Source organism: Ruegeria sp. BE9 (genome assembly GCF_056538765.1).
This window is the reverse complement of sequence record NZ_JBQFTS010000001.1, coordinates 1,281,321-1,306,281: the sequence shown is the minus strand read 5'-3', so window position 1 is coordinate 1,306,281 and position 24,961 is coordinate 1,281,321. Positions and strand designations below refer to the sequence as shown.

The 24,961-nt window shown below is 54.2% G+C and carries 25 protein-coding genes; 8 read left to right on the top strand and 17 right to left on the bottom strand.

Going from position 1 to position 24,961, the window contains the following annotated elements; all coding sequences use genetic code 11:
* Positions 1–7: 7 nt before the first annotated feature.
* The 6 genes from ACR0EO_RS06370 to ACR0EO_RS06345 form a co-directional block, all read right to left on the bottom strand.
* On the bottom strand, positions 8–1,549 hold the full coding sequence (locus ACR0EO_RS06370; protein ID WP_480688086.1) for a trimethylamine methyltransferase family protein: 1,542 nt from the start codon (positions 1,547–1,549) through the stop codon (positions 8–10).
* A 430-nt stretch (positions 1,550–1,979) separates the two neighbouring features.
* Positions 1,980–2,990, bottom strand: coding sequence for an endonuclease/exonuclease/phosphatase family protein (locus ACR0EO_RS06365; protein ID WP_480688084.1), 1,011 nt, complete (start codon positions 2,988–2,990; stop codon positions 1,980–1,982).
* Positions 2,987–4,033: an ABC transporter ATP-binding protein gene (locus ACR0EO_RS06360; RefSeq protein ID WP_480688082.1), complete on the bottom strand. Its 1,047-nt coding sequence runs from the start codon at positions 4,031–4,033 to the stop codon at positions 2,987–2,989. Before ACR0EO_RS06360 ends, ACR0EO_RS06365 begins: the two co-directional genes overlap by 4 nt.
* A gap of 11 nt (positions 4,034–4,044) precedes the next feature.
* Positions 4,045–4,938: a sn-glycerol-3-phosphate ABC transporter permease UgpE gene (gene ugpE / locus ACR0EO_RS06355; protein ID WP_480688080.1), complete on the bottom strand. Its 894-nt coding sequence runs from the start codon at positions 4,936–4,938 to the stop codon at positions 4,045–4,047.
* A 12-nt stretch (positions 4,939–4,950) separates the two neighbouring features.
* Complete coding sequence (locus ACR0EO_RS06350; protein ID WP_480688078.1) at positions 4,951–5,832, bottom strand: ABC transporter permease subunit; 882 nt, start codon at positions 5,830–5,832, stop codon at positions 4,951–4,953.
* Positions 5,833–5,904: 72 nt separating this feature from the next.
* Positions 5,905–7,209, bottom strand: coding sequence for an extracellular solute-binding protein (locus ACR0EO_RS06345; RefSeq protein WP_480688076.1), 1,305 nt, complete (start codon positions 7,207–7,209; stop codon positions 5,905–5,907).
* A 233-nt stretch (positions 7,210–7,442) separates the two neighbouring features.
* Here ACR0EO_RS06345 and ACR0EO_RS06340 point away from each other — a divergent pair, with 233 nt between their 5' ends.
* Positions 7,443–8,456 carry a LacI family DNA-binding transcriptional regulator gene (locus tag ACR0EO_RS06340; protein WP_480688074.1) on the top strand — a complete coding sequence of 338 codons (1,014 nt, stop codon included), beginning with the start codon at positions 7,443–7,445 and terminating at the stop codon, positions 8,454–8,456.
* A 30-nt stretch (positions 8,457–8,486) separates the two neighbouring features.
* Here the strand turns inward: ACR0EO_RS06340 and ACR0EO_RS06335 are convergent, their stop codons facing one another.
* The 11 genes from ACR0EO_RS06335 to ACR0EO_RS06285 form a co-directional block, all read right to left on the bottom strand.
* Positions 8,487–9,557 (bottom strand): Hint domain-containing protein, encoded by a 1,071-nt coding sequence (locus tag ACR0EO_RS06335; RefSeq protein ID WP_480688072.1) that lies wholly within the window; start codon positions 9,555–9,557, stop codon positions 8,487–8,489.
* A 202-nt stretch (positions 9,558–9,759) separates the two neighbouring features.
* Positions 9,760–10,767, bottom strand: coding sequence for a HupE/UreJ family protein (locus tag ACR0EO_RS06330; protein ID WP_480688070.1), 1,008 nt, complete (start codon positions 10,765–10,767; stop codon positions 9,760–9,762).
* The gene (locus tag ACR0EO_RS06325; RefSeq protein ID WP_480688068.1) at positions 10,764–11,609 is read right to left on the bottom strand and encodes a peptidylprolyl isomerase; all 846 of its coding nucleotides are present in this window, start codon (positions 11,607–11,609) and stop codon (positions 10,764–10,766) included. The genes ACR0EO_RS06330 and ACR0EO_RS06325 overlap by 4 nt, the downstream gene beginning before the upstream one ends.
* A 142-nt stretch (positions 11,610–11,751) precedes the next feature.
* Positions 11,752–12,420 (bottom strand): PAQR family membrane homeostasis protein TrhA, encoded by a 669-nt coding sequence (gene trhA, locus ACR0EO_RS06320; RefSeq protein WP_480688067.1) that lies wholly within the window; start codon positions 12,418–12,420, stop codon positions 11,752–11,754.
* 88 nt (positions 12,421–12,508) lie between these two features.
* Positions 12,509–14,857 carry a fatty acid cis/trans isomerase gene (locus ACR0EO_RS06315; RefSeq protein ID WP_480688065.1) on the bottom strand — a complete coding sequence of 783 codons (2,349 nt, stop codon included), beginning with the start codon at positions 14,855–14,857 and terminating at the stop codon, positions 12,509–12,511.
* A gap of 159 nt (positions 14,858–15,016) precedes the next feature.
* Positions 15,017–15,586, bottom strand: a complete 570-nt coding sequence (locus ACR0EO_RS06310; protein ID WP_480688063.1) for a COG4648 family protein — start codon at positions 15,584–15,586, stop codon at positions 15,017–15,019.
* A gap of 20 nt (positions 15,587–15,606) precedes the next feature.
* The gene (locus tag ACR0EO_RS06305; protein ID WP_480688061.1) at positions 15,607–15,858 is read right to left on the bottom strand and encodes an acyl carrier protein; all 252 of its coding nucleotides are present in this window, start codon (positions 15,856–15,858) and stop codon (positions 15,607–15,609) included.
* Entirely contained in the window at positions 15,842–16,126 is a 285-nt protein-coding gene (locus ACR0EO_RS06300; RefSeq protein ID WP_480688059.1) for a phosphopantetheine-binding protein, read from the bottom strand. The genes ACR0EO_RS06305 and ACR0EO_RS06300 overlap by 17 nt, the downstream gene beginning before the upstream one ends.
* The gene (locus ACR0EO_RS06295) at positions 16,116–16,901 is read right to left on the bottom strand and encodes a lysophospholipid acyltransferase family protein (protein WP_480688057.1); all 786 of its coding nucleotides are present in this window, start codon (positions 16,899–16,901) and stop codon (positions 16,116–16,118) included. Before ACR0EO_RS06295 ends, ACR0EO_RS06300 begins: the two co-directional genes overlap by 11 nt.
* A complete protein-coding gene (locus tag ACR0EO_RS06290; RefSeq protein WP_480688251.1) occupies positions 16,894–17,568 on the bottom strand; it encodes a beta-ketoacyl synthase chain length factor in 675 nt (224 codons plus the stop codon). The genes ACR0EO_RS06295 and ACR0EO_RS06290 overlap by 8 nt, the downstream gene beginning before the upstream one ends.
* Positions 17,569–17,621: 53 nt before the next feature.
* Entirely contained in the window at positions 17,622–18,122 is a 501-nt protein-coding gene (locus tag ACR0EO_RS06285; RefSeq protein WP_480688055.1) for a hypothetical protein, read from the bottom strand.
* A 293-nt stretch (positions 18,123–18,415) separates the two neighbouring features.
* Here ACR0EO_RS06285 and ACR0EO_RS06280 point away from each other — a divergent pair, with 293 nt between their 5' ends.
* From ACR0EO_RS06280 to ACR0EO_RS06250, 7 genes are all read left to right on the top strand, one after another.
* Positions 18,416–18,874, top strand: a complete 459-nt coding sequence (locus ACR0EO_RS06280) for a 4'-phosphopantetheinyl transferase family protein (RefSeq protein WP_480688053.1) — start codon at positions 18,416–18,418, stop codon at positions 18,872–18,874.
* Positions 18,875–18,989: 115 nt separating this feature from the next.
* Positions 18,990–20,345 (top strand): AMP-binding protein, encoded by a 1,356-nt coding sequence (locus ACR0EO_RS06275; protein WP_480688051.1) that lies wholly within the window; start codon positions 18,990–18,992, stop codon positions 20,343–20,345.
* Between the two features lie 2 nt (positions 20,346–20,347).
* The gene (locus ACR0EO_RS06270; protein WP_480688050.1) at positions 20,348–20,728 is read left to right on the top strand and encodes an ApeI family dehydratase; all 381 of its coding nucleotides are present in this window, start codon (positions 20,348–20,350) and stop codon (positions 20,726–20,728) included.
* Complete coding sequence (locus ACR0EO_RS06265) at positions 20,725–22,395, top strand: glycosyltransferase family 2 protein (protein ID WP_480688048.1); 1,671 nt, start codon at positions 20,725–20,727, stop codon at positions 22,393–22,395. The genes ACR0EO_RS06270 and ACR0EO_RS06265 overlap by 4 nt, the downstream gene beginning before the upstream one ends.
* On the top strand, positions 22,392–23,936 hold the full coding sequence (locus ACR0EO_RS06260) for an HAL/PAL/TAL family ammonia-lyase (RefSeq protein ID WP_480688046.1): 1,545 nt from the start codon (positions 22,392–22,394) through the stop codon (positions 23,934–23,936). Before ACR0EO_RS06265 ends, ACR0EO_RS06260 begins: the two co-directional genes overlap by 4 nt.
* 2 nt (positions 23,937–23,938) lie before the next feature.
* Positions 23,939–24,358: an acyl-CoA thioesterase gene (locus ACR0EO_RS06255; RefSeq protein WP_480688044.1), complete on the top strand. Its 420-nt coding sequence runs from the start codon at positions 23,939–23,941 to the stop codon at positions 24,356–24,358.
* The gene (locus ACR0EO_RS06250) at positions 24,358–24,960 is read left to right on the top strand and encodes a LolA family protein (protein WP_480688042.1); all 603 of its coding nucleotides are present in this window, start codon (positions 24,358–24,360) and stop codon (positions 24,958–24,960) included. Before ACR0EO_RS06255 ends, ACR0EO_RS06250 begins: the two co-directional genes overlap by 1 nt.
* Position 24,961 lies beyond the last annotated feature (1 nt).

Sequence of the window (24,961 nt, the reverse complement as noted above, 5' to 3'; positions counted from 1 at the left end):
TCCTATCTTAGTACCATTCGTCGGGCATGGCGGCTTTGCGCTCCGCTATGAAGTGGTCGAGAGCAAGGCGGGTGTTCTCGGGCATGTCTGGCGGCTGGTACTCTGCCAACATGTGCCGCCACATTCCTGCGGCTCGCTGATCGGCAGTTAGTCGTCCGTTCTCATCCCATGTTTCAAACGGACCGCCTTCGGGCACCTGTGGTTCAAAATTTGCGTGGGTGTAATGGCGCAAGGTGTGGCCGGTGGTTAGGAAGTTATCGCCGGGCCCAGCTTCGGCATAAGCATCGCGGCCAAAGGCCTCTTCATCGGTTTCAAACCCTTGCAGCATCCTCAACATTGCGTTGCAGTGATCGAGGTCCAGGATGAACTTCTCATAGGACATCACAAGCCCACCCTCGAGCCAGCCAGCTGCGTGCCACACTTGGTGCGCGCCGGACAAAAGTGTGGCCCACATTGCACCGGCGGCGTCTTGCATGGCTTGCCCGTCCGCAGTGTTTGACGCCGTCAACTGACCACCGCCTGAACGCACCGGGACACCCAATCTTCGACCAAGCTGTGAAAGTGCCATGGAGGTCATGTTGGCTTCGGGAGAGCCAAAGGTCAGGGAACCTGTGCGTAAGTTCATCGAAGAGTGGAAGCTGCCCATTACCACCGGGCAGCCCGGTCGCACCAGTTGTGTAAGCGCAATGCCGACCATGGCTTCGGCCAGAGTTTGCGCCGCGACGGCTGCAGGCGAGAGGGGGCCCATTGCTCCGGCAAACACAGCAGGTGAAACGCAGACGCATTGATCGGCCTGGGCGTAAATTCGGAGTGAGTTGGACATCACCTCATCAAATACCAACGGTGAATTGACGTTGATGTTCGCCTGTATCACGGCATTTTCATCCACGAATTCCGCGCCAAAGACGATCCGGGCCATATCAACGCTGTCCGTCGCCCCTTGGTTAGAGGTCACCGCGCCCATAAAGGGTTTGTCTGATAGGGTTAGATGAGCACGCACCATGTCCAGATGGCGTTTGTTAACTGGGACATCGGTTGGCTCAACTACGGTTCCTCCGGTGTGGTGCAGGGCGGTCGAAAGGTGTGCGAGTTTTACAAAGTTTTCAAAGTCCTCAAGCAAGGCATAGCGACGACCGTTCTTTAGATCGCTGACAAAAGGAGACCCATATCCCGGCATCAAAACCAAATGATCGCCCCCCAAAGTTACGGTGCGGTCAGGATTGCGGCCGTGTAATTGGAATTCGGCAGGTGCAGTTGAGCACAGCTTTCTGACATGGCCGGGTTCGAAACGGACACGAGCTTTGTCGATCCGCGCTCCGGCCTCGGCAAACAGATCAAGCGCGGTTTCGTCGCCCCGAAACTCAACACCGACGTTTTCTAAGATCCAATCAGCCTGATCCTCAATCCGGGCGAGCGCAGTATCATCAAGAAGATCGTAAACGGGTATATTGCGATGCTGATAAACGGGAGTCGGCAGTGGTGCATTGTGCCGAGTTAACCGGCCCCGACGTGATCTTCCACGTTGGGTAATATGCGTTTGATCGTTCATATTTTCCAACATTTCTGAAGCGTTAAAATTCCTTCAGGATCAATAATCGTGGAATGTCAGGTTTGGTAAATCGAATTATTTTGATCAGAGCGTTCAAGAAATTTAGACGAATGACCAGCCATATCCGGGATCCCATTCACCCTGTTAGACAGAGCGTCAAGGGCGGGGCGTGACACCCCCAAACGTAAAGGATGGGTATGGCGGAAAACCGAAATAGGCTTCTGCATGTCGGGGGAAATTGTCGTACTTTTCGGACCAAACGGTTGGGAGTACAGACCAGGGGGAACCATTTTAGACCTGCAATAGGGGGGCGTAATATTGCCTCCTAACACGCGTGCTTAAGGTTCCAGAAATCTTGTACAGAACGGCACATCAATTAAGCTGCGTGCAAGCAGATCTAATCAATGTGCCGTTTCGACTAAGTTAACCTTTATTGCGTGCCAATTTGCACAGTGCTCCAGACGCAATCGTGGTCGGACAGAGGCGTACCCGTGTCGGAGACGGAGCTTAAAACTCCAGTATCGCAAAGGTCGAAGCCTCTGCCAGCCAGCCAATCCAACTTCATCTTTCTGTCGGGGTGGGGGGTGATGAGGCTTGGTCGGGTCGTATAGCCGGGCGCCGTGAAATCCCAAGAGTATCCATGGCTCTTGGCCAATTCGAACAGAGTTTCCCGCTCCCAATCAAAGTCCGGCGGCAGGTGGTTCCCTGTGTTCAGGTCGCCACCGATTAGAACCGGAATATTGGGCGCGAATTCATCAATGGCTTCAAGCAAAAGGTCGAATTGCGCGTGACGGTGTTGCGCGTCTGCATTGCTTTCCAGATGTGTGGAAACCACGCAGACTGACCCGCTTTCCGTCGGCAGAACGGCGGCAATGGCCATCCTTCCGCCGACCCGAGGTTGACCGGGATCAGCAGCACCGCCATCCGTGGAGAACCAATGTCCGTGATCGTCTAGTCGGATTAACGCAGTGCGCTCAAACGGGACCGTGGACAAAATCGCATTTCCGTGCCAGCCCCGTTCGTTGAAGTCGTCATTGCAAAACGATCGTTCGGTGGGGCCGCCCAAATCGAGCTCGTGAAACTCGACCCCAAAGGCGTAGACCATACCCAGAGCATCGGCCATCTCTTCTGTGGTATGACGCTGGGAGGTCCGCGCCATTCCATGATCGACTTCGGACAACAATACAACGTCCGGTCCAATCGGGCTCAAATGCGCCGCAGTTTCCTTGGGAAACAAGCAACGCTCGACGTTCCAAGCCGCCACAGTGAATTGAGAGGGCAGGCGCTTTGCGCTGTTGTGTCCGCCAACCTGAAGCGCGTTCATGGCCGGAAGACCGGACAGCAGCTCGCGATGGGCCTCAGCAGTGCGCGGCGCAGCCAATATTTTCTGATGCTGTTCCGAAGTTACAGCAGGCAGAACATCAACAGTTTCGGTTATCAAACGACTTTTCCCGTTTCCTTATCGAACAACCGTAGGGCGTCGGGTTTCAAAGTAATGTGTGTGTCGCCGACCTGTGCCGCGTGGTCCTTACCTACCATGACTGTAAATGACTGCCCGCCAAGTACGCCATGCAGCAGGCGGTGGGCGCCAAGCTCTTCCAAAATATCGACGCGGAATGGAACTGTGCCATTTGCGTCAAGTTCAATATCTTCAGGGCGGATACCGAGTGTAACCGGACCGCTGGCGGCCTGTGGGGCCGGCATGATCCCATCATAACCGTTGATCCGAACCTGACCCTGATCCACCTGTGCCTCGATCAAGTTCATTGGCGGGGCACCCATAAAGGATGCAACGAAGACAGAAGCCGGGTTGTGGTAGATTTCGCTCGGTGTACCGATCTGCTCAATCTGGCCAGCGTTCAGAACGATAATCCGGTCGGCCATGGTCATCGCTTCAACCTGATCGTGGGTCACGTAAACGGCAGTGGTGCCAAGACGACGTTGCAGGGCTTTGATTTCGATCCTCATCTGATTGCGCAATTTCGCGTCCAGGTTCGAAAGGGGTTCATCAAACAGGAACAATGCCGGGTCGCGCACCACGGCGCGGCCCATCGCGACACGCTGGCGCTGCCCGCCCGACAGTTGCGCCGGTTTGCGATCAAGGTATTCGGTGAGGTTCAGCATCTTAGCTGCGTCTTGCACCTTGGCATCAATCTCGGCCGCGGGCATGCCGCGGTTCTTTAGTCCGTAACCGATGTTTTTGCGTACGGTCATATGCGGATATAGAGCGTAGTTCTGGAACACCATTGCGATGTCACGATCTGCCGGATCAACGTTATTGACGACCCGGTCTCCGATTTTAAGCGTACCTTCGGTGATGTCTTCCAGCCCTGCAATCATCCGCAGCAGCGTGGATTTACCGCAGCCCGAAGGGCCGACCAGAACGACAAACTCGCCATCCTGAATATTGAAGCTAGTGGTTTCAACGGCCTGAAACCCATTGGGATAAACCTTGCGGATGCCCTCTAAATTGACCTGAGCCATGCGCGTATTCCTTATTTGTCGGATTCTGTAAGGCCCTTGACGAACCAATTCTGGAAGAAGACCACGATCGCCACAGGCGGGATCATGGCCACGATAGCCAGCGCCAGGGCTTGACCGTGTTCGGGGATCTGACTGTCTGTATAGGACAGGACGATCTGTTTGATGCCGCGGACCAGCGTAAAGAAGCTCTCATCCGTGGTGATCAGTGTCGGCCACAGATACTGGTTCCAGCCGAAGACGAACATGATGATGAAGATCGCAGCAATCATCGTCCGGCTAAGCGGAATTAAGATGTCGATAAAGAACTTCCACGGGCTGGCACCATCGATGCGTGCAGCCTCGGCCAATTCTTCGGGAACCGACATGAAAAACTGCCGGAAAAAGAACGTTCCTGTGGCTGACGCGATCAAGGGCACGATCAGGCCGGTATAGGTGTTGGTCAGGCCTAGCTTTTGGATCGCTTCGTAAGACGGCAGAATACGCACCTCAAGCGGCAGCAGCAGGGTGGTGAAGATCATCCAGAAGGCCAACGTAGCAAATCGCAGGCGGAAGTAGACAATCGCATAGGCCGCCATCATGGAGATGATGATCTTACCGACAGCAAAACCGATCCCCAGGATGAACGAGTTCATCAGCATAAGCGTGCCGTCCACTGTTTGTGTAAATCCGCCCTTTTCAAACATGGCGGCGTTGAAGTTCTTACCTAGGTCATCGCCAATCGTAAGCTGCAACCCCTCGCGGTGAATGGTCACCGCGTCATGGCTGGCAGTTGTAAAAGCCAACAAAGGGGGAAGGATCATCAGCAACGACCCAAGGATAAGCACCACGTGGTCGCCAACAGTTTCCCAACGTATTTTGCGAGAGCGGCGGGTTGTGACAGGTGTTTCGAGCGTTGTATCAGCCATTGTCAGCCCCCCTCAAGTATAGTGAATCCGGCGTTCAACCAGCCGGAATTGAAACACGGTCAGGACCAAAACAAGCACCATCAGAACAACGGATTGTGCCGATGACCCTCCCAGATCATTGCCGCGGAAACCGTCCAAGTAGACTTTGTAAACCAACGTCATGGGATTGTTGCCCGGTTCACCTTTCATCAGCGCATCAATCACACCGAAAGTGTCGAACATCGCATAGGTGATGTTGATGATCAGAAGGAAGAAAGCGGTAGGGGCCAGCAGAGGGAATGTGACCTGCCAGAACCGTCCTGTGGCCGAGCGATTATCGATCATTGCGGCCTCGCGCACGGAACGCGGAATGGATTGCAACCCGGAAAGGAAGAAGATGAAGTTGACCGGGATCTGTTTCCAGACCGACACGATGATCATGGCAGTGGCCGTTGCGTTGTAGTCGACCCCTAACTTAAAATCCCAGCCGAAGAACCCAAAGAACTTGGTCATTGGGCCAGTGCTTTGGTCAAAGAACAAAATGCCCAGAAAACCTGCGACAGGGGGCGCGATGGCATACACCCACATCAGTAGTGTGCGGTAAGTTTTTGCCCCACGGATAATTTTGTCGGCTTTCACGGCCAGCAAGAGGGCAATCGCCAGCGAGAAGAAGGTCACGAGAACAGAAAACACCACCGTGAACCAAGCGATGCGCTTGTACTGATCATTGCCCACCAGCGACGTATAGTTATCCGCCCCGACAAAGGTCGATCCGAACCCGAAAGGGTCTTGCAGAAAGAACGAAGATTGTAGTGCCCAACCCGCAGGCCAGTAAAAGAAGATGGCTATAATCATCAATTGTGGCAGCAGTAGCGCCACCGGTAGCCAGATATTGTCGAAGCCCGCGCGTTTCATGACCCGTCCGTTTAGAAGAGAAGGGATGGTCGCGCCAAGACGACGCGACGATCCATAGGAGTGATCAGGGGGTTAACCCTGGGTCTTTGCGAAGCGGGCCAGCAGTTCGTTGGCTTCTGCTTCGATGGTTTCAAAGGCTGTTTCCACGTCGGTTTCACCGGTTAGGATACGGCCGTACTCGCGGTTCATGATGTCGCGAATTTGGACGTAGAAACCCATGCGATAACCTTTGGTGTTCTCACCAGCTTTGTCCTGCAGTTGGTTGACACCCACTGCCGCTGCGGGGAAGCGGTCATAGTGGCCATCGGTCTTGGCAAGCTCATAGGCGGCCTCGGTGATCGGTACATAGCCGGTTTCCTGATGCCAGAAGTACTGGGTTTCAGGTGCGGTTAGGAAACGGAAGAACTCGGCTGTCGCCTTGTTCTCTTCGTCCGACTTGCCCGACATCGCGAACAGAGCGGCACCACCGATAAAGGTCTGTGTCGGCTCGGCGGTAACGGCTTCCCAATAAGGCAGTTCAACGGCGCTGAATTCGAACCCTAGGTCTTTCTGCAAAAGACCGCCGAACGAACCTGACGATCCCAGCCACATGGCCACTTTGCCTTCTTCGAATGGCTTCTGGTTGTCGCCCCAACCGGTACCGTACCATTCGAACATACCGTTTTCTTTCCAGTCGTTCACGGCGGTGAAATGTGCCTTGATGGCGTCGTTGTTCACCAAAATCTCGGTGTCTGTACCGTCATAGCCATTGTTGTTGGTCGCAAACGGCAGATCGTGGCGCGACATGAAGTTTTCGGTGAAGATCCAGGGCAGGTGCGACTGGCTAAGTGCGATATAGCCCGCGTCTTTCAGTGCCGGCGCGGTGGTTGTCTGGAACTCTTCCCAGGTCTTCGGCGGGGTGACGCCTGCAGCTTCTAAGGCATCGACGTTGTAGTACAGAATAGGTGTCGACGAATTGAAAGGCATGCCGATCATCTTGCCGTCGCTGTCGGCATAGAAATAGCGAACACCAGCGATATAGTCGTTGATGTCGAAATCAGCGCCATTATTTGCCAGAAGATCCTGAACCGGGATGGTCGCGCCTTTGGCTCCGATTACGGTTGCGGCGCCGGCATCAAACACCTGCATGACATTGGGCTGTTCGCCTGCGCGGAACGCAGCGATACCGGCGGTCAGCGTCTCTTCGTAGCTGCCCTTGTAAACCGGAGTGATCTTGTATTCATCCTGCGAGGCGTTGAAGTCCTCTGCGATTTTGTTGACGGTCTCGCCCAACTGACCGCCCATCGCGTGCCACCAGGTGATTTCGGTTTCTGCAAATGCAGCGGTCGCGGTGAACGCGATGGTCGCGGCAGTCGCGCAAAACTTCATGTTGGTCATTTCGATCCTCCGGTTCGATTCCGGCCCCTTGCAGCAAAGAGACCGGTGGCATTTTTTGCCAGGTTGTTGCGCAGGCTCTCCTGCAGCGTTGTTCAACGTGCAGTCCTCCGACCTGCTTTGTGAGCCGTGTCTGGATTCTGCACACGTGCTCACATAATGTTACCGTATGACAGTTCGATGAAAGATTTCTAGCAATATTGACAAAATTAACCAAAAAAGAGGACAGCTTGATTGTGACTGACGATGCAAGCAAACCCGCCGAAAGGCCCCGTCGCGTGACCGCGCAAGCCGTAGCTGACGCAGCCGGGGTTTCTCGATCGTCCGTGTCCCGAGCCTTTACTCCGGGTGCCTATCTTGACGCAGGTAAACGAAGAAAAATTCATGAAATGGCGGCACGTATGGGGTATCAGCCCAACGCTTTGGCCGCGGGGTTAAAGGGCGGTCGGTCGCACCTTGTTGCAGTATTTGTTGGCAACATGCGCAGCACCTATGACTCCGAATTCGTGAACCGTTTGGTGGGTGAATTGAACGCGCTGAACAAGTGGCCGATTCTGATCGATGGCGGGGATGACCGGGCCGAATCAGCGATGAAGCAGGTGCTGCGATACCCATTGGATGCGCTGATTCTTCGAGGCGGCAGCATGCCTGGGGCTGTGGTGAAACAGTGCAGCAAGTTCGGTGTGCCAATGATCTCGTCAGGGCGTATCGTCGATGAACCCGGGGTCGACAACGTTTGCTGCAAAAACTCGGACGGTATGCAAATCGCAACGCAAAAGCTTCTTGAGATTGGCCGCACTAAGTTCGGTTACATTTCGGGTATGCCAAGTTTCGCGTCATCTGCCGATCGCAGATCAGGTGTTGTCGATACGTTGGATCGTGCCGGAATAACGCTGATAGCAGAAGAAACCGGCGATTTCACAGTAGAGTCCGGGTACGAGGCGGCAAAGAAAATGCTGCAAGCGCGCGAGTTGGACGCACTTGTTTGTGCAAATGATGCAAGCGCCATTGGGGCTTTGACCGCAGCGCGCGAACTTGGGGTGGATGTTCCGAATACTCTTTCGGTCGTCGGGTTTGATGACATCGAAATGGCGGAATGGCCGATGTTCAACCTGAGTACTGTGAACAATCCTATTGGACAGGCAGTTGATCACGTTATTTGGTTGCTTGAACGCAGGCTGGCTGATCCTGGTAAGCAAAGCGAAACGATCTGGATCAATCCATTCTTTGTGCCGCGCGGCACGCACTAGCTCGTCCCAACCGCTAGGCGACGGAATGGTTTAGTTAATGAACAAGAGCTTGGCCTCGTTCTTGCGCAGAACGCGTGCCGCGGTTTGGCCGTAGGGGTTTGCCGCCCGGTTCTTGAGTTCTGGGAACAGGTACAGGATTTCTTCTTGCGAGGCTTTGGCCAAGCTGTTGAATGCAACGTCTCCGGGGTGAAAGCTCTCGGTTTCGGCGCCGTTGGAAATCACGATCTCATGTTTGTGAAGCAGGAAGTGATAGTAGGTCACTTTCTGAGGGGCGGTGTCTTGGGTAACCCCGTCCATTGACATGAGGTGTTTGGCGGGCACGAGAACAGAGAACTCACCAAAGTGAACCTCATTCTCTGGTCGTGAAATGAGAACCCGATGGTTTGGCGAAACTAGCAGTGCCGAAGAAGGCACGTTTGGCGCGAATACGCCCTTGGATATCCTGATCGGGTTCAGTCTTTGGACATTGTCTGGTGTGGTCTCGACGGTCTTGCTGCCAATCCATTGGATTGAACGATCTGTTCCGTCCGCTGTAGTCACTAGATCTCCGACCTTTAGATCTTCGATCTTAACTTCACCCTTCGGAGTTTGGATAAACGTGCCCTTTGTAAAACACGGAACGTCGACAACGGCCGTTGGGTCTGTGGTATCTGGCGCGTTTATTCCGGTTACGTTTTGAGGGGTTGATGTGTACACAACGCCGGGAACCAGAGGTTCTGAAGTAACGTATCCGACATGAATTCCGAAAAAGCCCGGGCCGTCGATTTCCACTCGGTACAATGTGATCGTGGTGCCGTCCGGAGCTGTCAGGTTGTACTGTTGCTCAAGGTAGATTGGCCCGCTTTCGAAAGTCACCGATCCATCTAGGTTTGTTACGACCCCATTTTGAGAGGTGTCTTCGCCCTGTTCATTTCGGAACTGGTCGCCATCAAAACGCGTGCCGGTATCCGGTTGACCAGCCTCGGTGAACCCACCAGCATCATCGGTCACGTCAAATACGCGACGATCCGTATTCGGATCGAAAGAGGCGGACAGAGTTGCTGTGCCCCCAGATATCGAAATTATGTCCGGCGCGTAGCCGATAAATGAGTAGTTTGCCATGGGTTCTGCTCGAAGATCGTCCACCAATTGTTTAGGTGCTGGTGGATGGTTTTTTCGATTTATCGATACTGGTTAGCCAACGTCGAAGGAAATTGAAAGGGGAGAGGGGCGTAGTTTTTCCCTTTCAGGGTAGGCTAAATGACGCCCCCCCCAAGTGTCCCCATGCTCCTTTGGCAGCTAAACGACGCGAATTGTGCAGGGGTCAGAAAGACATGACCCGCTCAACAAGCCAAAAGGTTGCAATCGCACCGATGCCGTAGCTGATGGTTGTTCCTGCCAAACTGCCTGGTGATCGCCAAAGGGCCGCAGCTTTCGGTGCGATGGCACGCAATAGATAGGCGGTGATCAAAACGCACCCGACAAAAGCAAGCTGCCCGGCTTCTACGCCGATGTTGAAGGCAAGTAGCGCCGCGGCGATGTCCTGTTCGGGTAAACCAATCTCTCGCAAGGCGCCAGCAAAGCCCAGCCCATGCAACAGACCGAACCCAAAGGCGATTACCCACGGGAACCGTTCCGACAAACGTTCTTGCCCGTCCCGGGATTTGAGCGCTTCGACAGCCAGAAACACAATGGACAAAGCGATTACCGCTTCGACCGGAGGTCCGGGGACTGAGATGTGACCAAGTGCAGCCAAGGCCAGCGTTATGGAATGGGCAACAGTGAACGCCGTGACGGCACCGACCAGACGCCAAAAATCCCGGATGAGAACTAACAGGGCAAAGACAAATAAGAGGTGATCCCAGCCTTCCAAAATATGCTCGAAACCGAGTGCCAGATAGCTGCTGAATATACCCAGCGTACCGGGTTTCTCTGGAACGATGTGGTCCGTTTGATCAGGCGTAAGTCGTACTGTCTGGGTTGCTCCATCCAGTGCTTGAAGCCTTAACAAAACATCAGTGCGCTGTGTCGAAAGACCTTGTATTGAGATCGTTCCCTGAGCCAAGCCGTCAGGGCAATCCGATACCCAAGCGGAAATCCAGGCAGAGCCATCGAATGCAGGTTCAGGACCGGTTGATGGGGAGCAGGACGACGGCATTTGGAGTTCGATTGCCATCGGTTTGCCTGTCACATCTGGCTTGCGCCAAAACACTTGCCACGTTGTATCCGACATTTGCCTGATATCGGCAAAACCCGGTTCCAATGCATGACCGAACGCCTGAAAGCCAGGCATCATGGCCAACGTTAAGACAAGCAGAAACCGTTTAATCACTGTTCCAGCCTCCGGGCGATGTCCTCAGGCGATGGGGTAACCAGCTCGTATTTCGCCTTTAACGTTTCGAACTGAGCATCAGACAGATCCGAGGTTAAGCTGCGCCGCCAATCAAAAAGAACATCCTGTCGAATTTGCTCAAACGGAGGCACGTGTGCTGGCTCACTACCATCGATGCGTACGAGGTGAGATCCAAATCCGGATTGAACCGGCCCCACCCATTGGCCCTGTGGTTGCTCCATGAGAGCGGTGTAAAAACCGCGACCAAAGCTGGCGTCCACTTGCTGTGCTGTGCTGAGAGGTATTGCTGCGGGTAATAGGCTGGGTGCACTTACAAGTTGCGCCGGTTCAGAACCATTGTTCAGCGCGTTGATCATAGCCTGGATTTCTTCTTGGTCTGGATTGGAAGCCAAGTTTACTTGCTGAAACGCCACACGACCCGGCACGACAAACCGATCGTTGTTTTCGGCCAGATGGCTCTGCAGGGTCTCATCATCGGGTTCTGTTGCCTGCGCCAGCGACAGAGTCAAAAATTCCATCTTTTGAGCCAGCCTGTTCCGCACCACGGTGTCATTGCGGTCCAGCCCAAGGGCGCGGGCCTCACGAACCAAAACCTCTTGCCGCAACAATGAGGATTGCAGGGCAGAAAGTTCCTCTGGCGTGGGAGGGCGTTGCCATGTGGACTGGAATTGATCAACGAGGCGATCGATATCTTGTTCATCCACCACAATACGGGGGGCTTCTGCTGCTTCCCAAGCAGATGGATTCAGGTAGCTGAACCAAGCAAAAATTGCGACGCCAAGAAGGAAGAAGTGAAACAAAGGTTCTTTGAGCAAGGACATATCTGACCGCGTTTTTGGTTTCAAAACAGGCCGATAATCAGTGTGGCCCGTCCGCTCATCTTAGACAGATGTTTGTCGGGTTGGCGAGTATTAGGTGCTTCTTAAATGTAGGACTGAACGCAATAGACCAGCACACCGGAGATCAGGTTACTTCCAGTGGCGCAGGAAAGATGTGGGCGGCGACTGCAATAAAGAAGAGAACGCTGCCGGTCAGTACGAATACATGCCAGATGGTGTTGTGGTATGGCAGAGACTCGAACAGATAAAAAATAACGCCTGAGGTATAAACCAAACCGCCTGCAATGATCAGGTACAGTACAGTGGTTGAGAGTTCGTCCAGCATCGATTGGCCAGCCCAAACGGCAGCCCAGCCCATCAGCAGATAAAGCGCAAGTCCGAACCACCGAAATCGGTTAGGATCAATGAGCTTTAGTACAGAGCCAAGCGTCGCACTGGACCAAAGGCCAAGTAACAACCCCGGGGTTTGAACGCCCGATATCATAAGGAACGGGGTGTATGTGCCCGCGATCTTGACGTAAATTCCAGAGTGATCGAGGCGGCGTAAAACATCAGACCACCTGTCGCTTTCGATCATGTTGTAAAGCGCAGAAAAGGTCAGCATCAGCACCAATGTCACACCGTACACTGAGGCTCCGAAAACGGCCGCTGGTTCTGAGCTATAAAAGACGGTCATAGTGATCAAAACGGGGGCGGCCACGAGGGCCATTGTCACCCCCAAAACATGCACGACACCGTCACTAATTTTCTCGGATCTGCTGTATGCCGGGCGGATATCTGCAAAAGACCACATATCAATAACTTAATTGCCGTCAGTTGATGCGGCAAGTTTGCGGGCCAGCGAAGCAGTCACAGATTGTTTCGAGCAGAGCGCAAAGATTTCAGTTCGGTTTATCGCTCTGCTTTGGGTCTTTGTATCGGTTTAAATCCAAAATGCCTGCTTGGATTGGTTCGTTCTTTAGAAAGATTTCATAAACCTGATCGCTTACCATCCAGAACTCTGGGCTCGTTCGGCGCACGCCATAGCTTGCGACCACATCCATGAAATCACGCTGTGATCGCACACTTTGAATGACTTCAATGAAGGTGGGTAACTGATTGTTTTTGATTTTGAAAAACAGGTTTGGGTAACTGCCTATCAAGCCCGGTAAAATCGTCAGGGTATCGTCCGTAGGCATTCGTCGCGCGGCTTCGTCGAACAGAAACGCTACGTTTTTGTGCGCCTTATCATGCACCAGCGTGAAAAGGTCAGTTGTGCCGTCATCTTCCTCGAGCAACAGGACTGAGAGGTCGGGCAAATACTGCACCCACTCCCCGGGTTGTTCGGCAAGAACCCGCAGAGCAGACCCATCGACTGGCGAACATTCTGTTTCGGAACATCGGTTGATTGGATCTGATATAGGCCACAGTCCATCACCTCGGGCAAGCAGTATCGAAAAGAACTCCTCTTTCGGCTTGGTGCTCTCAAACGCAATCCCCGTTGGAAAGCTGTTGTCTACATGTCGGCGGTGCCAATAGGTGTGAAACTCGGCCAGCACGCCTTGGTACCAACCCTCGTGCATCTTCTGGCGCGCTTCTTTTGGCATGAACCACAGGAAAGTGTCTTCGCTCTCCATCCTAAGTTCGTCCATGTATAGGCGTGTGGCCAATTGATGCTCGACTCGTCCGAACACATCGTATCCCGCGACAAGATCATAATAGATACGTTCGAGAATGGGATAGTCGATGACCCAGCCGGTTTCGGGGATGGAGCCATGAAACCCGGTCATCGCCGAGGCATTGTCGAAGTGGCGGAAGACCGTGATCAATGCGTTGGGGTTGCTCTGGTCGCCGTCCCATATCGCGTCATAGCCAAAACCGTTGTCGTGCGCTGGGCTGTTTCGATATCTGGCATCCCGAAACTCAAGGTATTTGACCTGATTTTCATGAGAAAACCCTTGCAGGTCACCCAGTGTACCTTCAGCAACAGTTGAAACCGGTAGCTCGAGGTAAGGGGCACCCTCTCGCAAGAAACTGGGGTCGGTGATCGAGAGGTCGGCGTCTGGGCTAAGGAAGCTGACCCAGAACCGATCTTCTATCACATCAACGGCTGTTTCTCCGTGACATACCGGGCCTCGGATAAAGCTTCGAACAAAGAAGAGTGCGTCATCCAAAAGAAACTGATAGCGGCTTCGGACCGGTATATCAGCGAAAGTGCTGAAAGGGTTGCCGCCTTCGGCGTCGCCATAGGGCGGCAGGCTCGAGAGTGTCCAATCGGGCGTTAAGAACAATTGCTCGAACCTCGCCATGCGATCCGGTCCTAGCTGGTAAACGAGGTGCTCCTTGTGCACGATCGTTTCCTCGACCAGTTCAAGCCGGTAGAAAAACGGTGAGGTGCCAGGGTCATCGAAGGGGCGTCGGGTGGCGATGACATCGATTTCTTGTCCGTTCGGCGTGGTCGAACGCACCAACTGAAAGAACCGTCTTGAATTATCTCCTTCGAAATGCAGCCGGGCCAAGAAGAGGTGTTCGTAGACGTACCGGCTCATTAGTTGGCTGCGCAAATCCTGATTGTTCAGAAACCCTTCCCATGTGTCGATTTGTGCTTTGATTGTATCGGGCAGGTCAAATTGTGCAGGAGAAAGCCGTGCGCCGTTGCGAGCCCACGAAACAAGGGTCTCGAACTCGCTGTCTTCAAGAGGGGCGGCTGCGAAAGGCATGCCACCCATTGGATTGTTCTCGGCATAACTTTCGAACTCATCAGGCTTTGGGCACGCCATTGCGCGATCTGTTTCCAATCCGATTTCTTTCGGCACCGGAGCGTTGGCGGGCATTGCATTCTGTCGGCCCAACTCCAGATAGCGTTCGAGTAAACTTGGGGCGGTATCGGACGTGCCGGCACCCTGAGTTACAGAATAGAAGCCAAGAGCCCGCCATTCGGGGGTGGTTTGCGCATCGATACCCAGACGAGTGGGCTGCGCATCTTCGAGGCGCTGGGTGTGATAGACAACTTGCTTACTCGCACCGCGCAAAATCCCATCCGGCGAAGTTAGCTTTAGCTGGCACGGCGCGTCATAGCAGCTGTGACAAACTACACAACGGCGGTCCAGTATCTCTTTAACATCTCTGTAATTGGTCGAGGTCGTTGTCGTCTCAGATGCGCTTTGTGCCGATGTGGCGGAGGGAGCAAGACCAGCTGTCGCAACAAGCAACGCAATAACACCGCTTTGAACAGTCCGAACAGTTAACATTCGCATACCCCAACTTGTGCAACGCCTGTCACGACGTTGAAACTTGGAGCGATTTTGATCTGTAGAGGCGTGCTGATCAAACAAAATAACCTGTGACCCTACGCCAACGCGGATTTTTGGCCGCCAAGGAAACTGCCGTTTGTGACTGTGGTAACCGTTCTAGAGGCGGCGGGTGCGCGGCAACAGCACGTGCCGATAAAGGATATCAGCTGCAAGCAGAACCCCAGCCAAGCAATAAAACAGGATCCCGTTGTAGATCGCCCAGACATTCAGCGGCGTGAAAAAGACGGTAGCCGCAGCGATGCAGGTGTTCACCATCAAAAAGGCCAGCCAAATTTGTGTCAGTTTTCTGGTGTATTCGACCCCCGACGGGGGCAGGTCAGGCTCCTTCAACCTTGCGAGTGTTTCGATGAGAGGCTTCTTTTTCGAAAGGCTGATCGCAAACACCAATGCCATCGACCCGCTCATTGCGACCGGATGTAAGAGGTATGCCTGATCAGCGAGGGCCAAATAGGCGAGGGCCATTACGAGCAGATATAACACCAGTTGCGGAATTAGCAGATCAGCCGCGCTGTGCCGTGTCATCGCGAACCTAAGTATGGTCAGCACGACTGCTGCGGAAAACAGCCACAGGGGCCTTTCCTGCAATGTTCCCCATAGGGCTGCCAGTGGGAAAAAGACCAAAGATGCGACCAGTACAGCGGAAATCGTCGCCCTTAAAATAGGCATCGCCTTTTTGGTCGCTCGTATCAAAGGTTCGCAACGACCACGTCGACAACGTCTTTTACGGTTCGCGCCGACTTGAATTCATCCGCTGAGAACCGCTTACCGATGTCGCGCTGAAAGCGAACGATCAGATCAACGGCATCAATGCTGTCCAGATCCAGATCCTCGTACAAGCGCGATTCCGGCTGAACGTCTTCTCGCGAAACTTCGAAATCTTCTTCCAGGTAAGTCTTCAAAAGTTCCAGAATGTCTTCGAAGTTAGCCGGCTTGGACATTGAGGCCCCCGTTTTCGGAAAAGATCTTTTGAGCCAAGGTCGAAACAGAGTGAAAAGCGCGTTTCACATCGTCAGTGTTGGCATCCAGCTTGACGCCATAGGTCTTTTGAATGGCAACGCCGATTTCCAGAGCATCAATGGAATCCAGCTCTAACCCACCGTCAAAAAGGGGCTCCTTGGACGAAATGTCGGCCTCGGACACATCCTCGAGCGCCAGAGCGTCGATGATCAGGGTCTTCAGTCGGTTTTCAAGCACTTCAATATCCAAGGGAGGTCTCCAGAATCTGTTGTGCATTTCGTGAGAGATGCCGTTTGCGAGTCGGCAAAGGCAGGTCGATATCACACAGTTGCCCGGTCGATACAACGGGCAACGCGGTGACCGTCATGGACAGTTTCTCTGGGGGCACACTGTACCATGGTGAGCCTTTCATCAGGGTGCGGTGGTTCAGTGTAATGGTGATCGGAATGATCTCACATTGAGTGGCGCAAGCGACGGCTGCGAACCCTCTGTGAAATTTCATTTTATTGTCGGCCGGGGTGCGTGTGCCTTCGGGAAAAACAACTATGGATTTTCCGGAATTGATCACATCGATGCAATCCCGAGCCAGTTTTTCAGGGTCTTCATCATTTCGGATATAATTTGCTCCGGTGACGGCTGGTGACACAAAAAAGTTCGAAAAGAGCTGATGCTTCACGATGCATTGCACGTTGGGCATTCTGGAAATCAGCGCGATAACGTCGATCAGGGTAGGGTGGTTGGCAATGATCAATCGACCTTTGCCATTGGCCGAAGGCGCAAGGTTCAGATGGTGCATGTCGCGGAATTCGAAACGGGCGACACCCAGCACGGTCATCAGTTTCAAAAAGAACCTGAAGGCAAAGTTCACACCCAGTTGGCTACGGCGTTCCAGCTCAACGGGGTCTTTTTCGATAAAGGCAAGTAGTCGGAACCAGATCGCCCCCAACAGCAAGCTACCAAAGCCGAAGGCAGAAAAGGAGATGCCGGTGGCCAGCACACGCCAATAGTAGTTCAATTTACGCATTGGCGCATTTCACAAGAATGTCCCGGCGAGTTCCCAAAATCCGCACCTCTGTCAAAGCTCCGCTCAGCAGGCGTACGAAAGATCGGGCGTTTTCCAGTCCGGTAGGGGGCTGAGTTGTCTGATTTTTTGCGCAATTTGAAATTGAGATTTCGTTAACGTGATGTGGCGTTTGGACTGCGGACAAAGACAAGCAAAGCGTAAAGTGATCCTTGGCATCCTCGGACGCGTGGTCCCGATACTCGGTTGGCAGAACGGCATCGTGAAACAGGTATGTAACCGGGCGTTCCGGAGTAAACGCCGCTCGGGTCAGAGCCTCTGTCAAACCCATCGCAAAGCTGTCAGCCCCGGCGGAAATGCCAGTGTGAGCGGATTGAAGCGACTTTATCAAAGTGGCGAACCCAGGAACCGCATTGTGTACGGATGTTGAAAACGCTGTCGGCGAAATAAGTTCCCGCGCATTCAGGTCGTTCAGAAGCTTGAGAGTCTCGGTCATGTCAGAGTAACGCGAGGCAAACACCAGGTCCGAACCCTCAGGATCTTCGGCGCTCAAGTAGGTTCCCAAGGCCGTGCGTGCGAATTCGCTAAGACGTCTGCGGAGCTTTGGGGGCAGGTGGCTATGTGGCGCGTCAACAAAACCGGCGCACTCTTGGCCGTCTTGATCTTTGATCTGGACGCCCCAGAACCGACAGGGGCCCGCGAAAAATGTCTGCTGCGGAAGGGTCAGTTCAGGGGCCCTCCGCTTGCCTTGGCCAATTCAGATTCAATCTGGCTTTGCAGCAGGATAATCCACTTATTGTAGTTCCGGTGAATCCGACCGCCTGATTGAAGCAGGTTAGTGCTGTCGACAAGTTGGATGACGATTTTGTTTGTATCGTACAGGACCTTGACCCTTGCCCGATGGGATCTGACAACAACGGTAAGGTCGACCTGACCCGGGCGTTTGCCAGTAACGGTCCATTGATCACGGGCGCCGGCACCGCGCAGAATTGCGCCTTCGACAGCGCTCATGGAAAGTCTCGTTCCACCCTGCGGTACGACTATTGTCGGGGTGTAAATAGGGGCTTGTCTGGCGATCAGCGGCGGGGTGTAGGCTTGAGTAGTGGGTGCGGCCGAAGAAGCAGGCGTGACGGAGGTTGTGCTTAGCTCCTGTACGTCGCTTACGCATCCTGTCAGGAATAGAGTCAGAGCAATCGAACCAATAATGCTTGAGCGAACTGGCATGTTTCTTCCTGAATAAAGGGATCCAACTTGGGTCTATTATCTCAACGGGTTTGCCTTGTCAGGACCGCTTGGGGCATTCAAGGATGACGTTTGGTCGCAATGGACCTTAACAGCGTCAAGCCGTAGCAGCGCAACAGATGACGAACCCGCATGCTCTCACTCCCGAACTGGTTTTCGCGCAAAGCTGTAGTGTGCTTACCGCGAGCCTGAGTGAGGTGGAGACACTTAGCAGTGGTCCTTTGCAATCATCAGCAATGACCACATCATCACTTCGGTCACAGCAGTCGAAGGCCGTGCGAAAACTGCTGGCATGGGCTGTGCGAGACCGAAAGGGCTATGAGAATGCGGTTCTGAGCGATCCTAAGTCTGGGCCGTTGTCTTATGGATCTGTAATCGCACGAGTTTGGGTTTCGCTTTCACACAGTAGTGATCGTGTCGGGGTGGCCATCTCTGACATCGGACCGGTCGGCTTTGATCTTGAAGTCATCCGGGATCGCCCGAATTGGCCCGAACTTGCGCAGGTTGCTTGGCCAAACGGACCGCAGCCCTCCGATCAAACCGGGTTTTACGTCTATTGGACTCTTTGGGAGGCCTGTGTGAAATGCGATGCCCAAGACATGTTTGCCGAGATTGCCGATCGTTGCACACGATCCCAGCCTGCAGGGTGGGCAAAGGGCAACACCGCAGGGTTCAACTATGCCTTTCGTATTGACGGCCAAAGTGCCCTTGCGGTAGTGCAGCGTCCGATTTGAGCACGCTTCAAACCGCGCGTTCAATCGAAATTGCCGTTACGAGTTTTTTTGACGTTTTAAACGGTATCGGCGTCCTGAAGGGCGCCTTATTCAAACTGATGCGAGCAGAAGAAAATTGAAGCCATACAGGTCTCTTTGCGATTTGCCCCATTGGCCCGCAAGTACGGAGCTGTTCCACGGAACAACCGCCGCTTCAACGGCCGGTGATGTAGTGCGTCTTGCGGGTGCTTTAGCACGGGATATCGCGGACCGTCGCCAAGAAAGTGAAATCGATAGAATAGCGGTCACCTGCGAAGACCCATCGGCCTTTCTCGCTACACTATTGGCGTGTTTTGCGGCGCGAGCCACGGCCATTATCCCGGGTGTGACCTCAGCCGAGGCGCTTGCTGATCGCGATAAGCTTTTCGACTATCTGGTCACGGACGAAGTGGTGACCTCGTCGCTTTCGAAAGACACATTGGCCCCAGACAATGCCGCGTTGGTTATTCCTGAAGCTGAGGCCTGTTACCTGACTTTCTTCACAAGTGGCTCGACAGCGGAGCCGCAGCCTGTGCCAAAAACTTGGCGCCAGATTGAGGCCGAGGCTGAGACTTTGCACCAGCAATTTGGTGCAGATTTGTCAGGTGCTCAGATCATCAGCACCGTGCCGCATCATCACATATATGGTATCCTTTTTTGCCTCGTCTGGCCATTGGGTGCCGGTCTGTTATTGGTTGCTCCGCGCCAAGGCTCGATCGACACTGCGTTGGATCTGGCAGAAGAAATACCATCGGCAGTCGTTTCATGCCCCGCGCACATAATGCGGGTAGGGGTGCGTCAGGCAGCAAGTCGGCCGCCCGTCAAGGTTTTCTCATCTGGTGCTCCGCTGCCCGCGACAGGTGCCATGGCTATTGCCGAAGTGACGGGCGCGCATCCTGTCGAGGTATATGGCAGCACTGAGACAGGCGGGATTGCGTTCAGAACGCAGGCGACACCGGAAGCGGAATGGCAAGTCTTTCCTGGGGTTGAAGTCAAGCAAGCCATTTCAGGCTGTTTGACTGTGCGATCACCTGTGACGCCAAACGCGGACTGGTTCGATACGTCGGATTTGTGCGAACTATCGCCCGACGGGCGCCGGTTTAGGTTGGGCGGTCGCAACGACCGCGTAATCAAAGTTGAAGGAGTCCGTGTATCTTTGCCGCGGATCGAGGCGCTTGCACAGGCTAACGCCTTTGTTTTAGAAGCCGCTGCACTTGGCCTGGACACGGATAAGGGCCACAGACTTGCGATGGTCGCCACCCTCACTCCTGAGGGGGAAAATCTGTTGCAGAGTAAAGGCAAATTCCGCCTTGAGCGCGATCTTTCGACCGCTATCAAAAATGCAGAAAACGCGGCATCTGCGCCCAAGTTATGGCGATTTGTACGCGAAATACCGACGAATGAGCGGGGAAAAAGACAGGTTGCGGCGTTGACCGCACTGTTTTCGAGGTGAAGATGGCAGCGCTCGATCATGGACAGGACCCTCGGGCAATCGATTTGCCTCCATATCGCATCGCTTCGCGAGACGATGATCTTGTTGTGGTGCTGATTGACGTCTTGCCAGATCTGATTTGCCTGATGGGGCACTTTTCGGTTCAGCCAATTGTTCCAGGGATTGCTCTGTTTGATTGGGCTGTACAGCTTGCTGATCAGGTCTTTGCTTGCGGTCGAGCCGTGGTCGGAACGCGCAACCTGAAATTCAAAAAAGTTGTTGAGCCTCACACCAGTCTGGAGCTGACGCTAGAGTATTTGCCCGAGAAAAACCGTGTAAAATTCATTTTCGTTTCGGAGCACGGCCAGCACGCAAGTGGGATTATCGAGTTGGTGCCGGCATGAGTGAACAGGAATTCAAGCCTTGCGCTCTGATCCCCAGCTATAACCACTTCAAAACCCTACCGGCGATTGTTGAGCGGTTGAAGCGACTTGAACTGCCCATAGTCATCGTAGACGATGGCTCTTCCGAACCTGCGGCTTCGGCCATAGCGCAATTGGAACAGGCGGACGGGTCTGTCCATGTCATCTGCAGGGTGCAGAACGGTGGAAAAGGCGCGGCCGTCGTCAGTGGCTTACAAGAAGTCAAAGCCCGAGGTTTCACACACGCAGTGCAGGTTGATGCCGATGGTCAACACGATCTCGATGCGGTTTCCGAATTGCTCGACAACGCCCGGCGGGAACCCAACACGTTGTGGAGCGGCCGACCAGTCTATGACAGCGATGCGCCTTGGGGGCGTCGCATAGGGCGATATGTGACGCATTTTTGGGTCTGGGTCGAAACACTGTCTTTCCAGATCAAGGACACAATGTGCGGCCTTCGCGTTTATCCGGTGGAACGAACGCTGCAGGTTTGTGAGACCGAAGTGCAGGGTCGACGCATGGACTTTGACATCGAGGTCATGGTTCGCATGTTCTGGGGTGGAACTCCGGTGCGTCAGATCCCGGTTCAAGTGAACTATCCCGAGGAAAACCACTCAAACTTCGACGCCCTGCGCGATAACATCGCCATTTCTAAAATGCACACACGGTTGGTGTTCTCGATGCTGTACCGTCGGTTGTTTGGATGGATGTGGTCCGAAAAATCCGGTCACTGGGCCGACCAGAAAGAGCGCGGCACGTATTGGGGAATTCGCTGCGTTGCGACCACTTATCGTGTACTGGGTTCCCGAGCGGCCATGGTGTTGATCGCGCCGGTTGTGATGGTGGCATTTGTGTTCTCGGGCAGCGCACGGCGCGCATCGGGCGAGTTTCTAACGCGCGCCAATGAGGCTGGCGCCCCCTGCGGGAAAACCTTGTATCACAGCCTTTGGCAGTTTTTGAATTTCGGCAGAGCTGCGTTGGACAAAGCCAGCGCATGGAACGGTGATATTCGGGCCGAAGACGTTTGGCTAGGCGCCAGCGTTGCGTCGTTGCGCGACAAGGTTGATGCGGGGCAGGGCATTGTTGTTCTGGTGTCCCATCAAGGTAACCCCGAGGTTCTTAGGGCCGTGGCCTCGAAACACAAGTCTTTCGTGGTGAATATCTTTGCGCACACCAAGCATGCAGAGAACTTCAATAGTGTCCTCAAAAAGCTGGACTCCAGCTCGCACGACCGATTGATCGAGGTTACCTCGCTTAATCCCGTAGTCGCCGGTGAGCTTTATGAGCGGGTGCAAAGGGGCGAGTGGCTTGTAATCGCTGCCGACCGGACACCGGTAGAAGCGCGCGACAATGTAGTCCGCATTCCGTTTTTGGGAGAGGAAGCCGCCTTTCCGACCGGGCCATTCCTAATTGCTCATCTGCTGGAATGCCCTGTGTACATGATGGGCTGTCACAGGCGTGATGGCAGATTTGACGTTACATGGGAAAAGCTGGCTGACCGGGTTCATTTGCCCAGATCAGACCGGGCGCGTGGGCTTAAGGACTACGCAAGTCGATACGCCGCGTTCCTGGAAAATCAGGTCCAAAAGGCGCCGTATCAGTGGTTCAATTTCTTCAATTTCTGGGCTTCGGAGCAGAAAACGCGATGAATATTCCGATAGCAAGCATCACCTTCGGCGACCGAGAAGTCTCTTTTTCCGATGTTGTTCGCCTGGCGCGCCAACCGGGAACGACCGCGGTGGTCAACACATGCCCAACGTACCGTGGCAAGTTGCGGGCAAGTACAGCTTATCTTGACCGATTGCTGGAAGAAGACGGAGAGATATACGGGGTAACAACCGGCTATGGTGACAGTGTCATTCGCGCGGTCCCTCGTTCGCTGGTGCCAGAATTGCCTTTGCATCTTAGCCGGTTTCACGGCTGCGGTCTGGGCGACATGCTGACACCGGAACAAACCCGTGCCGTTTTGGCCGTCCGGCTAAGCTCTTTGACATGCGGATTTTCCGGTGTCAGCGAAGAGTTGCTGGACCTGCTGGCAGGGTTGCTAAATCACAATATCCTGCCACGTATCCCTTCTGAGGGTTCGGTTGGCGCTAGTGGTGACCTGACGCCGCTTTCCTATGTGGCTGCTGCCCTGGTCGGAGAACGGGACGTTCTCTATCAGGGGCAGGTGATGCCCGCAGCACAGGCGCTGAAGATGGCTGGGTTGCGCCCGATCACTCTGCGCCCGAAAGAGGCATTGGCGATCATGAACGGCACTGCCGTTATGACGGCCCTTACCTCACTGGCAATGGAGCGAGCGATCTACCTCGGGAAGCTCACGACCCGAATTACCGCGCTGGCTGCGATCGCTTTAAACGGAAACCCCGCGCATTTCGACGAACGCCTGTTCGAGGCCAAGCCTCACCCGGGGCAGGCCGAAGCGGCGTCTCGTATTCGTGCGGACCTCTCCGATCTGGGGCCGGAGTACACGCCGGCGCGCCTGCAAGATCGATACTCAATCCGTTGCGCCCCGCACGTTATTGGCGTCCTGTTCGACATGCTGCCCCAGTTCTCGCAACTGGTTGATACCGAGATCAATAGTGCGAACGATAACCCCCTGATTGACCCGGACGACCACCGTATTTTGCATGGTGGTCACTTCTATGGTGGTCACATGGCCTTTGTTGCGGATTCGCTTAAAAACCTCGTCGCCAACCTCGCTGACTTGATGGATCGGCAGATGGCGCTGCTGGTCGACACCAAGTTCAACTACGGTCTGCCGTCCAATCTTTCGGGCGCCAGTGAGGCCAGAGCGTCGATAAATCATGGGCTGAAAGCTTTGCAAATCGGGGTGTCGGCGTGGACCGCAGAGGCGTTGAAGAACACCATGCCCGCGAGCGTTTTTTCACGTTCGACCGAGTGCCACAATCAGGACAAGGTCAGCATGGGCACGATCGCGTCTCGCGATGCGTTGCGAGTCTGCACTCTGACTGAACAGGTGGCGGCGGCGCTGTTGGTCTCGGTTCATCAGGCCGTGTTGCTGCGTTTGGAGCGTGGTGAACTGCGTCGTGAACAACTGACGTCCCAGATACGCGACTTTCTGGATCAGCTGAGCCAGACGATACCGCGTGTTGACGAAGATCAGCCTCTGGATGCCGTCTTACGTCAATTGACTGACGATATCCACGATCGTGTGTGGGAGGTATAAGGATGATCTCGGCAAGTATTGAGACGCAAGTCCAGTTCTATGATCTCGATCCAATGGAGATCATGTGGCACGGGAATTACGTCAAGCTGTTCGAAGAAGCCCGTTGCGCCCTGTTGGACAAGTTGGAATACAACTACCCCCAAATGCGCGAGGATGGCTTTGGCTGGCCTGTTGTGGACCTGCGGGCAAAGTATGTAGCCCCAGCCCAATTTGGAATGCGCATTCGTGTGACAGCATCGCTAAGAGAATACCTCAACCGTATGGTCATAGATTATGAGGTCACCGACATAGACACTGGTACCCGTTTGACAAAAGGGCAAACGACGATGGTTTGTGTCGCAGCAGATACCGGTACGCTGCAATTCGAAACATCGGCCACGTTCCGCGAAAAGGTCGAAAAACTAATCGACGTGGCCGCGTGATGGCGCGCGTCTTTTTTCTCCTGCTCTCGCTCTGGGCAACATGTCTTTCGGCCGGGCAAGACACCGCTAAGCAAAGCGGCACTTTCCAACAGACCCGCTACTTGCCCGAACACGACGTGACTTTGGAAACAGCTGGTGCGTTTGCTTTGTGGCCGGGTGAAGGGTTGATTTGGGACACCCAGACTCCGTTTGCTTCGACGTTGATTGTATCCGGCGATGGTTTGTACCAGATGGACCCAGACGGAGGTTTCTCTGCGCTGGATGCCGGGCGCGGGGGGCTTGAGCTGACCATTCTCGACAAGATGCTCTCGGGTGATCCGCAGGCGTTGATCGACGCTGGCATCTTTACGCTTGTTGAAGAGGTGCGCTTACCCAGTGGTGAGACCCGAATTCGCGGAACTATGAAGACGCTGTCGGGCAAAGATGAACCGGTCTCGTTGCGGATTTCCGACGGGCCAGCGCCCGCGTTGAAGGAAATAGTGTTTTGGGGCCGAGATGAGCAGGGGCAAGACTATCAGGCCAGCAAGGTGACGTTCGATTTGGTTGCGGCCGATCAAGCGGATCTGTCGGTCTTGTGGCACCAGTTTCAGGAGGCGCGCTGAC

Coding starts and splice junctions, on each gene's coding strand:
- ACR0EO_RS06370 (WP_480688086.1), bottom strand. CDS start 1,549: ATGAACGATCAAACGCATATTACCCAACGTGGAAGATCACGTCGGGGC.
- ACR0EO_RS06360 (WP_480688082.1), bottom strand. CDS start 4,033: ATGGCTCAGGTCAATTTAGAGGGCATCCGCAAGGTTTATCCCAATGGG.
- ugpE (WP_480688080.1), bottom strand. CDS start 4,938: ATGGCTGATACAACGCTCGAAACACCTGTCACAACCCGCCGCTCTCGC.
- ACR0EO_RS06350 (WP_480688078.1), bottom strand. CDS start 5,832: ATGAAACGCGCGGGCTTCGACAATATCTGGCTACCGGTGGCGCTACTG.
- ACR0EO_RS06345 (WP_480688076.1), bottom strand. CDS start 7,209: ATGACCAACATGAAGTTTTGCGCGACTGCCGCGACCATCGCGTTCACC.
- ACR0EO_RS06335 (WP_480688072.1), bottom strand. CDS start 9,557: ATGGCAAACTACTCATTTATCGGCTACGCGCCGGACATAATTTCGATA.
- ACR0EO_RS06325 (WP_480688068.1), bottom strand. CDS start 11,609: ATGTCCTTGCTCAAAGAACCTTTGTTTCACTTCTTCCTTCTTGGCGTC.
- trhA (WP_480688067.1), bottom strand. CDS start 12,420: ATGTGGTCTTTTGCAGATATCCGCCCGGCATACAGCAGATCCGAGAAA.
- ACR0EO_RS06315 (WP_480688065.1), bottom strand. CDS start 14,857: ATGTTAACTGTTCGGACTGTTCAAAGCGGTGTTATTGCGTTGCTTGTT.
- ACR0EO_RS06310 (WP_480688063.1), bottom strand. CDS start 15,586: ATGCCTATTTTAAGGGCGACGATTTCCGCTGTACTGGTCGCATCTTTG.
- ACR0EO_RS06305 (WP_480688061.1), bottom strand. CDS start 15,858: ATGTCCAAGCCGGCTAACTTCGAAGACATTCTGGAACTTTTGAAGACT.
- ACR0EO_RS06295 (WP_480688057.1), bottom strand. CDS start 16,901: ATGCGTAAATTGAACTACTATTGGCGTGTGCTGGCCACCGGCATCTCC.
- ACR0EO_RS06285 (WP_480688055.1), bottom strand. CDS start 18,122: ATGCCAGTTCGCTCAAGCATTATTGGTTCGATTGCTCTGACTCTATTC.
- ACR0EO_RS06270 (WP_480688050.1), top strand. CDS start 20,348: ATGGCAGCGCTCGATCATGGACAGGACCCTCGGGCAATCGATTTGCCT.
- ACR0EO_RS06265 (WP_480688048.1), top strand. CDS start 20,725: ATGAGTGAACAGGAATTCAAGCCTTGCGCTCTGATCCCCAGCTATAAC.
- ACR0EO_RS06260 (WP_480688046.1), top strand. CDS start 22,392: ATGAATATTCCGATAGCAAGCATCACCTTCGGCGACCGAGAAGTCTCT.
- ACR0EO_RS06255 (WP_480688044.1), top strand. CDS start 23,939: ATGATCTCGGCAAGTATTGAGACGCAAGTCCAGTTCTATGATCTCGAT.
- ACR0EO_RS06250 (WP_480688042.1), top strand. CDS start 24,358: ATGGCGCGCGTCTTTTTTCTCCTGCTCTCGCTCTGGGCAACATGTCTT.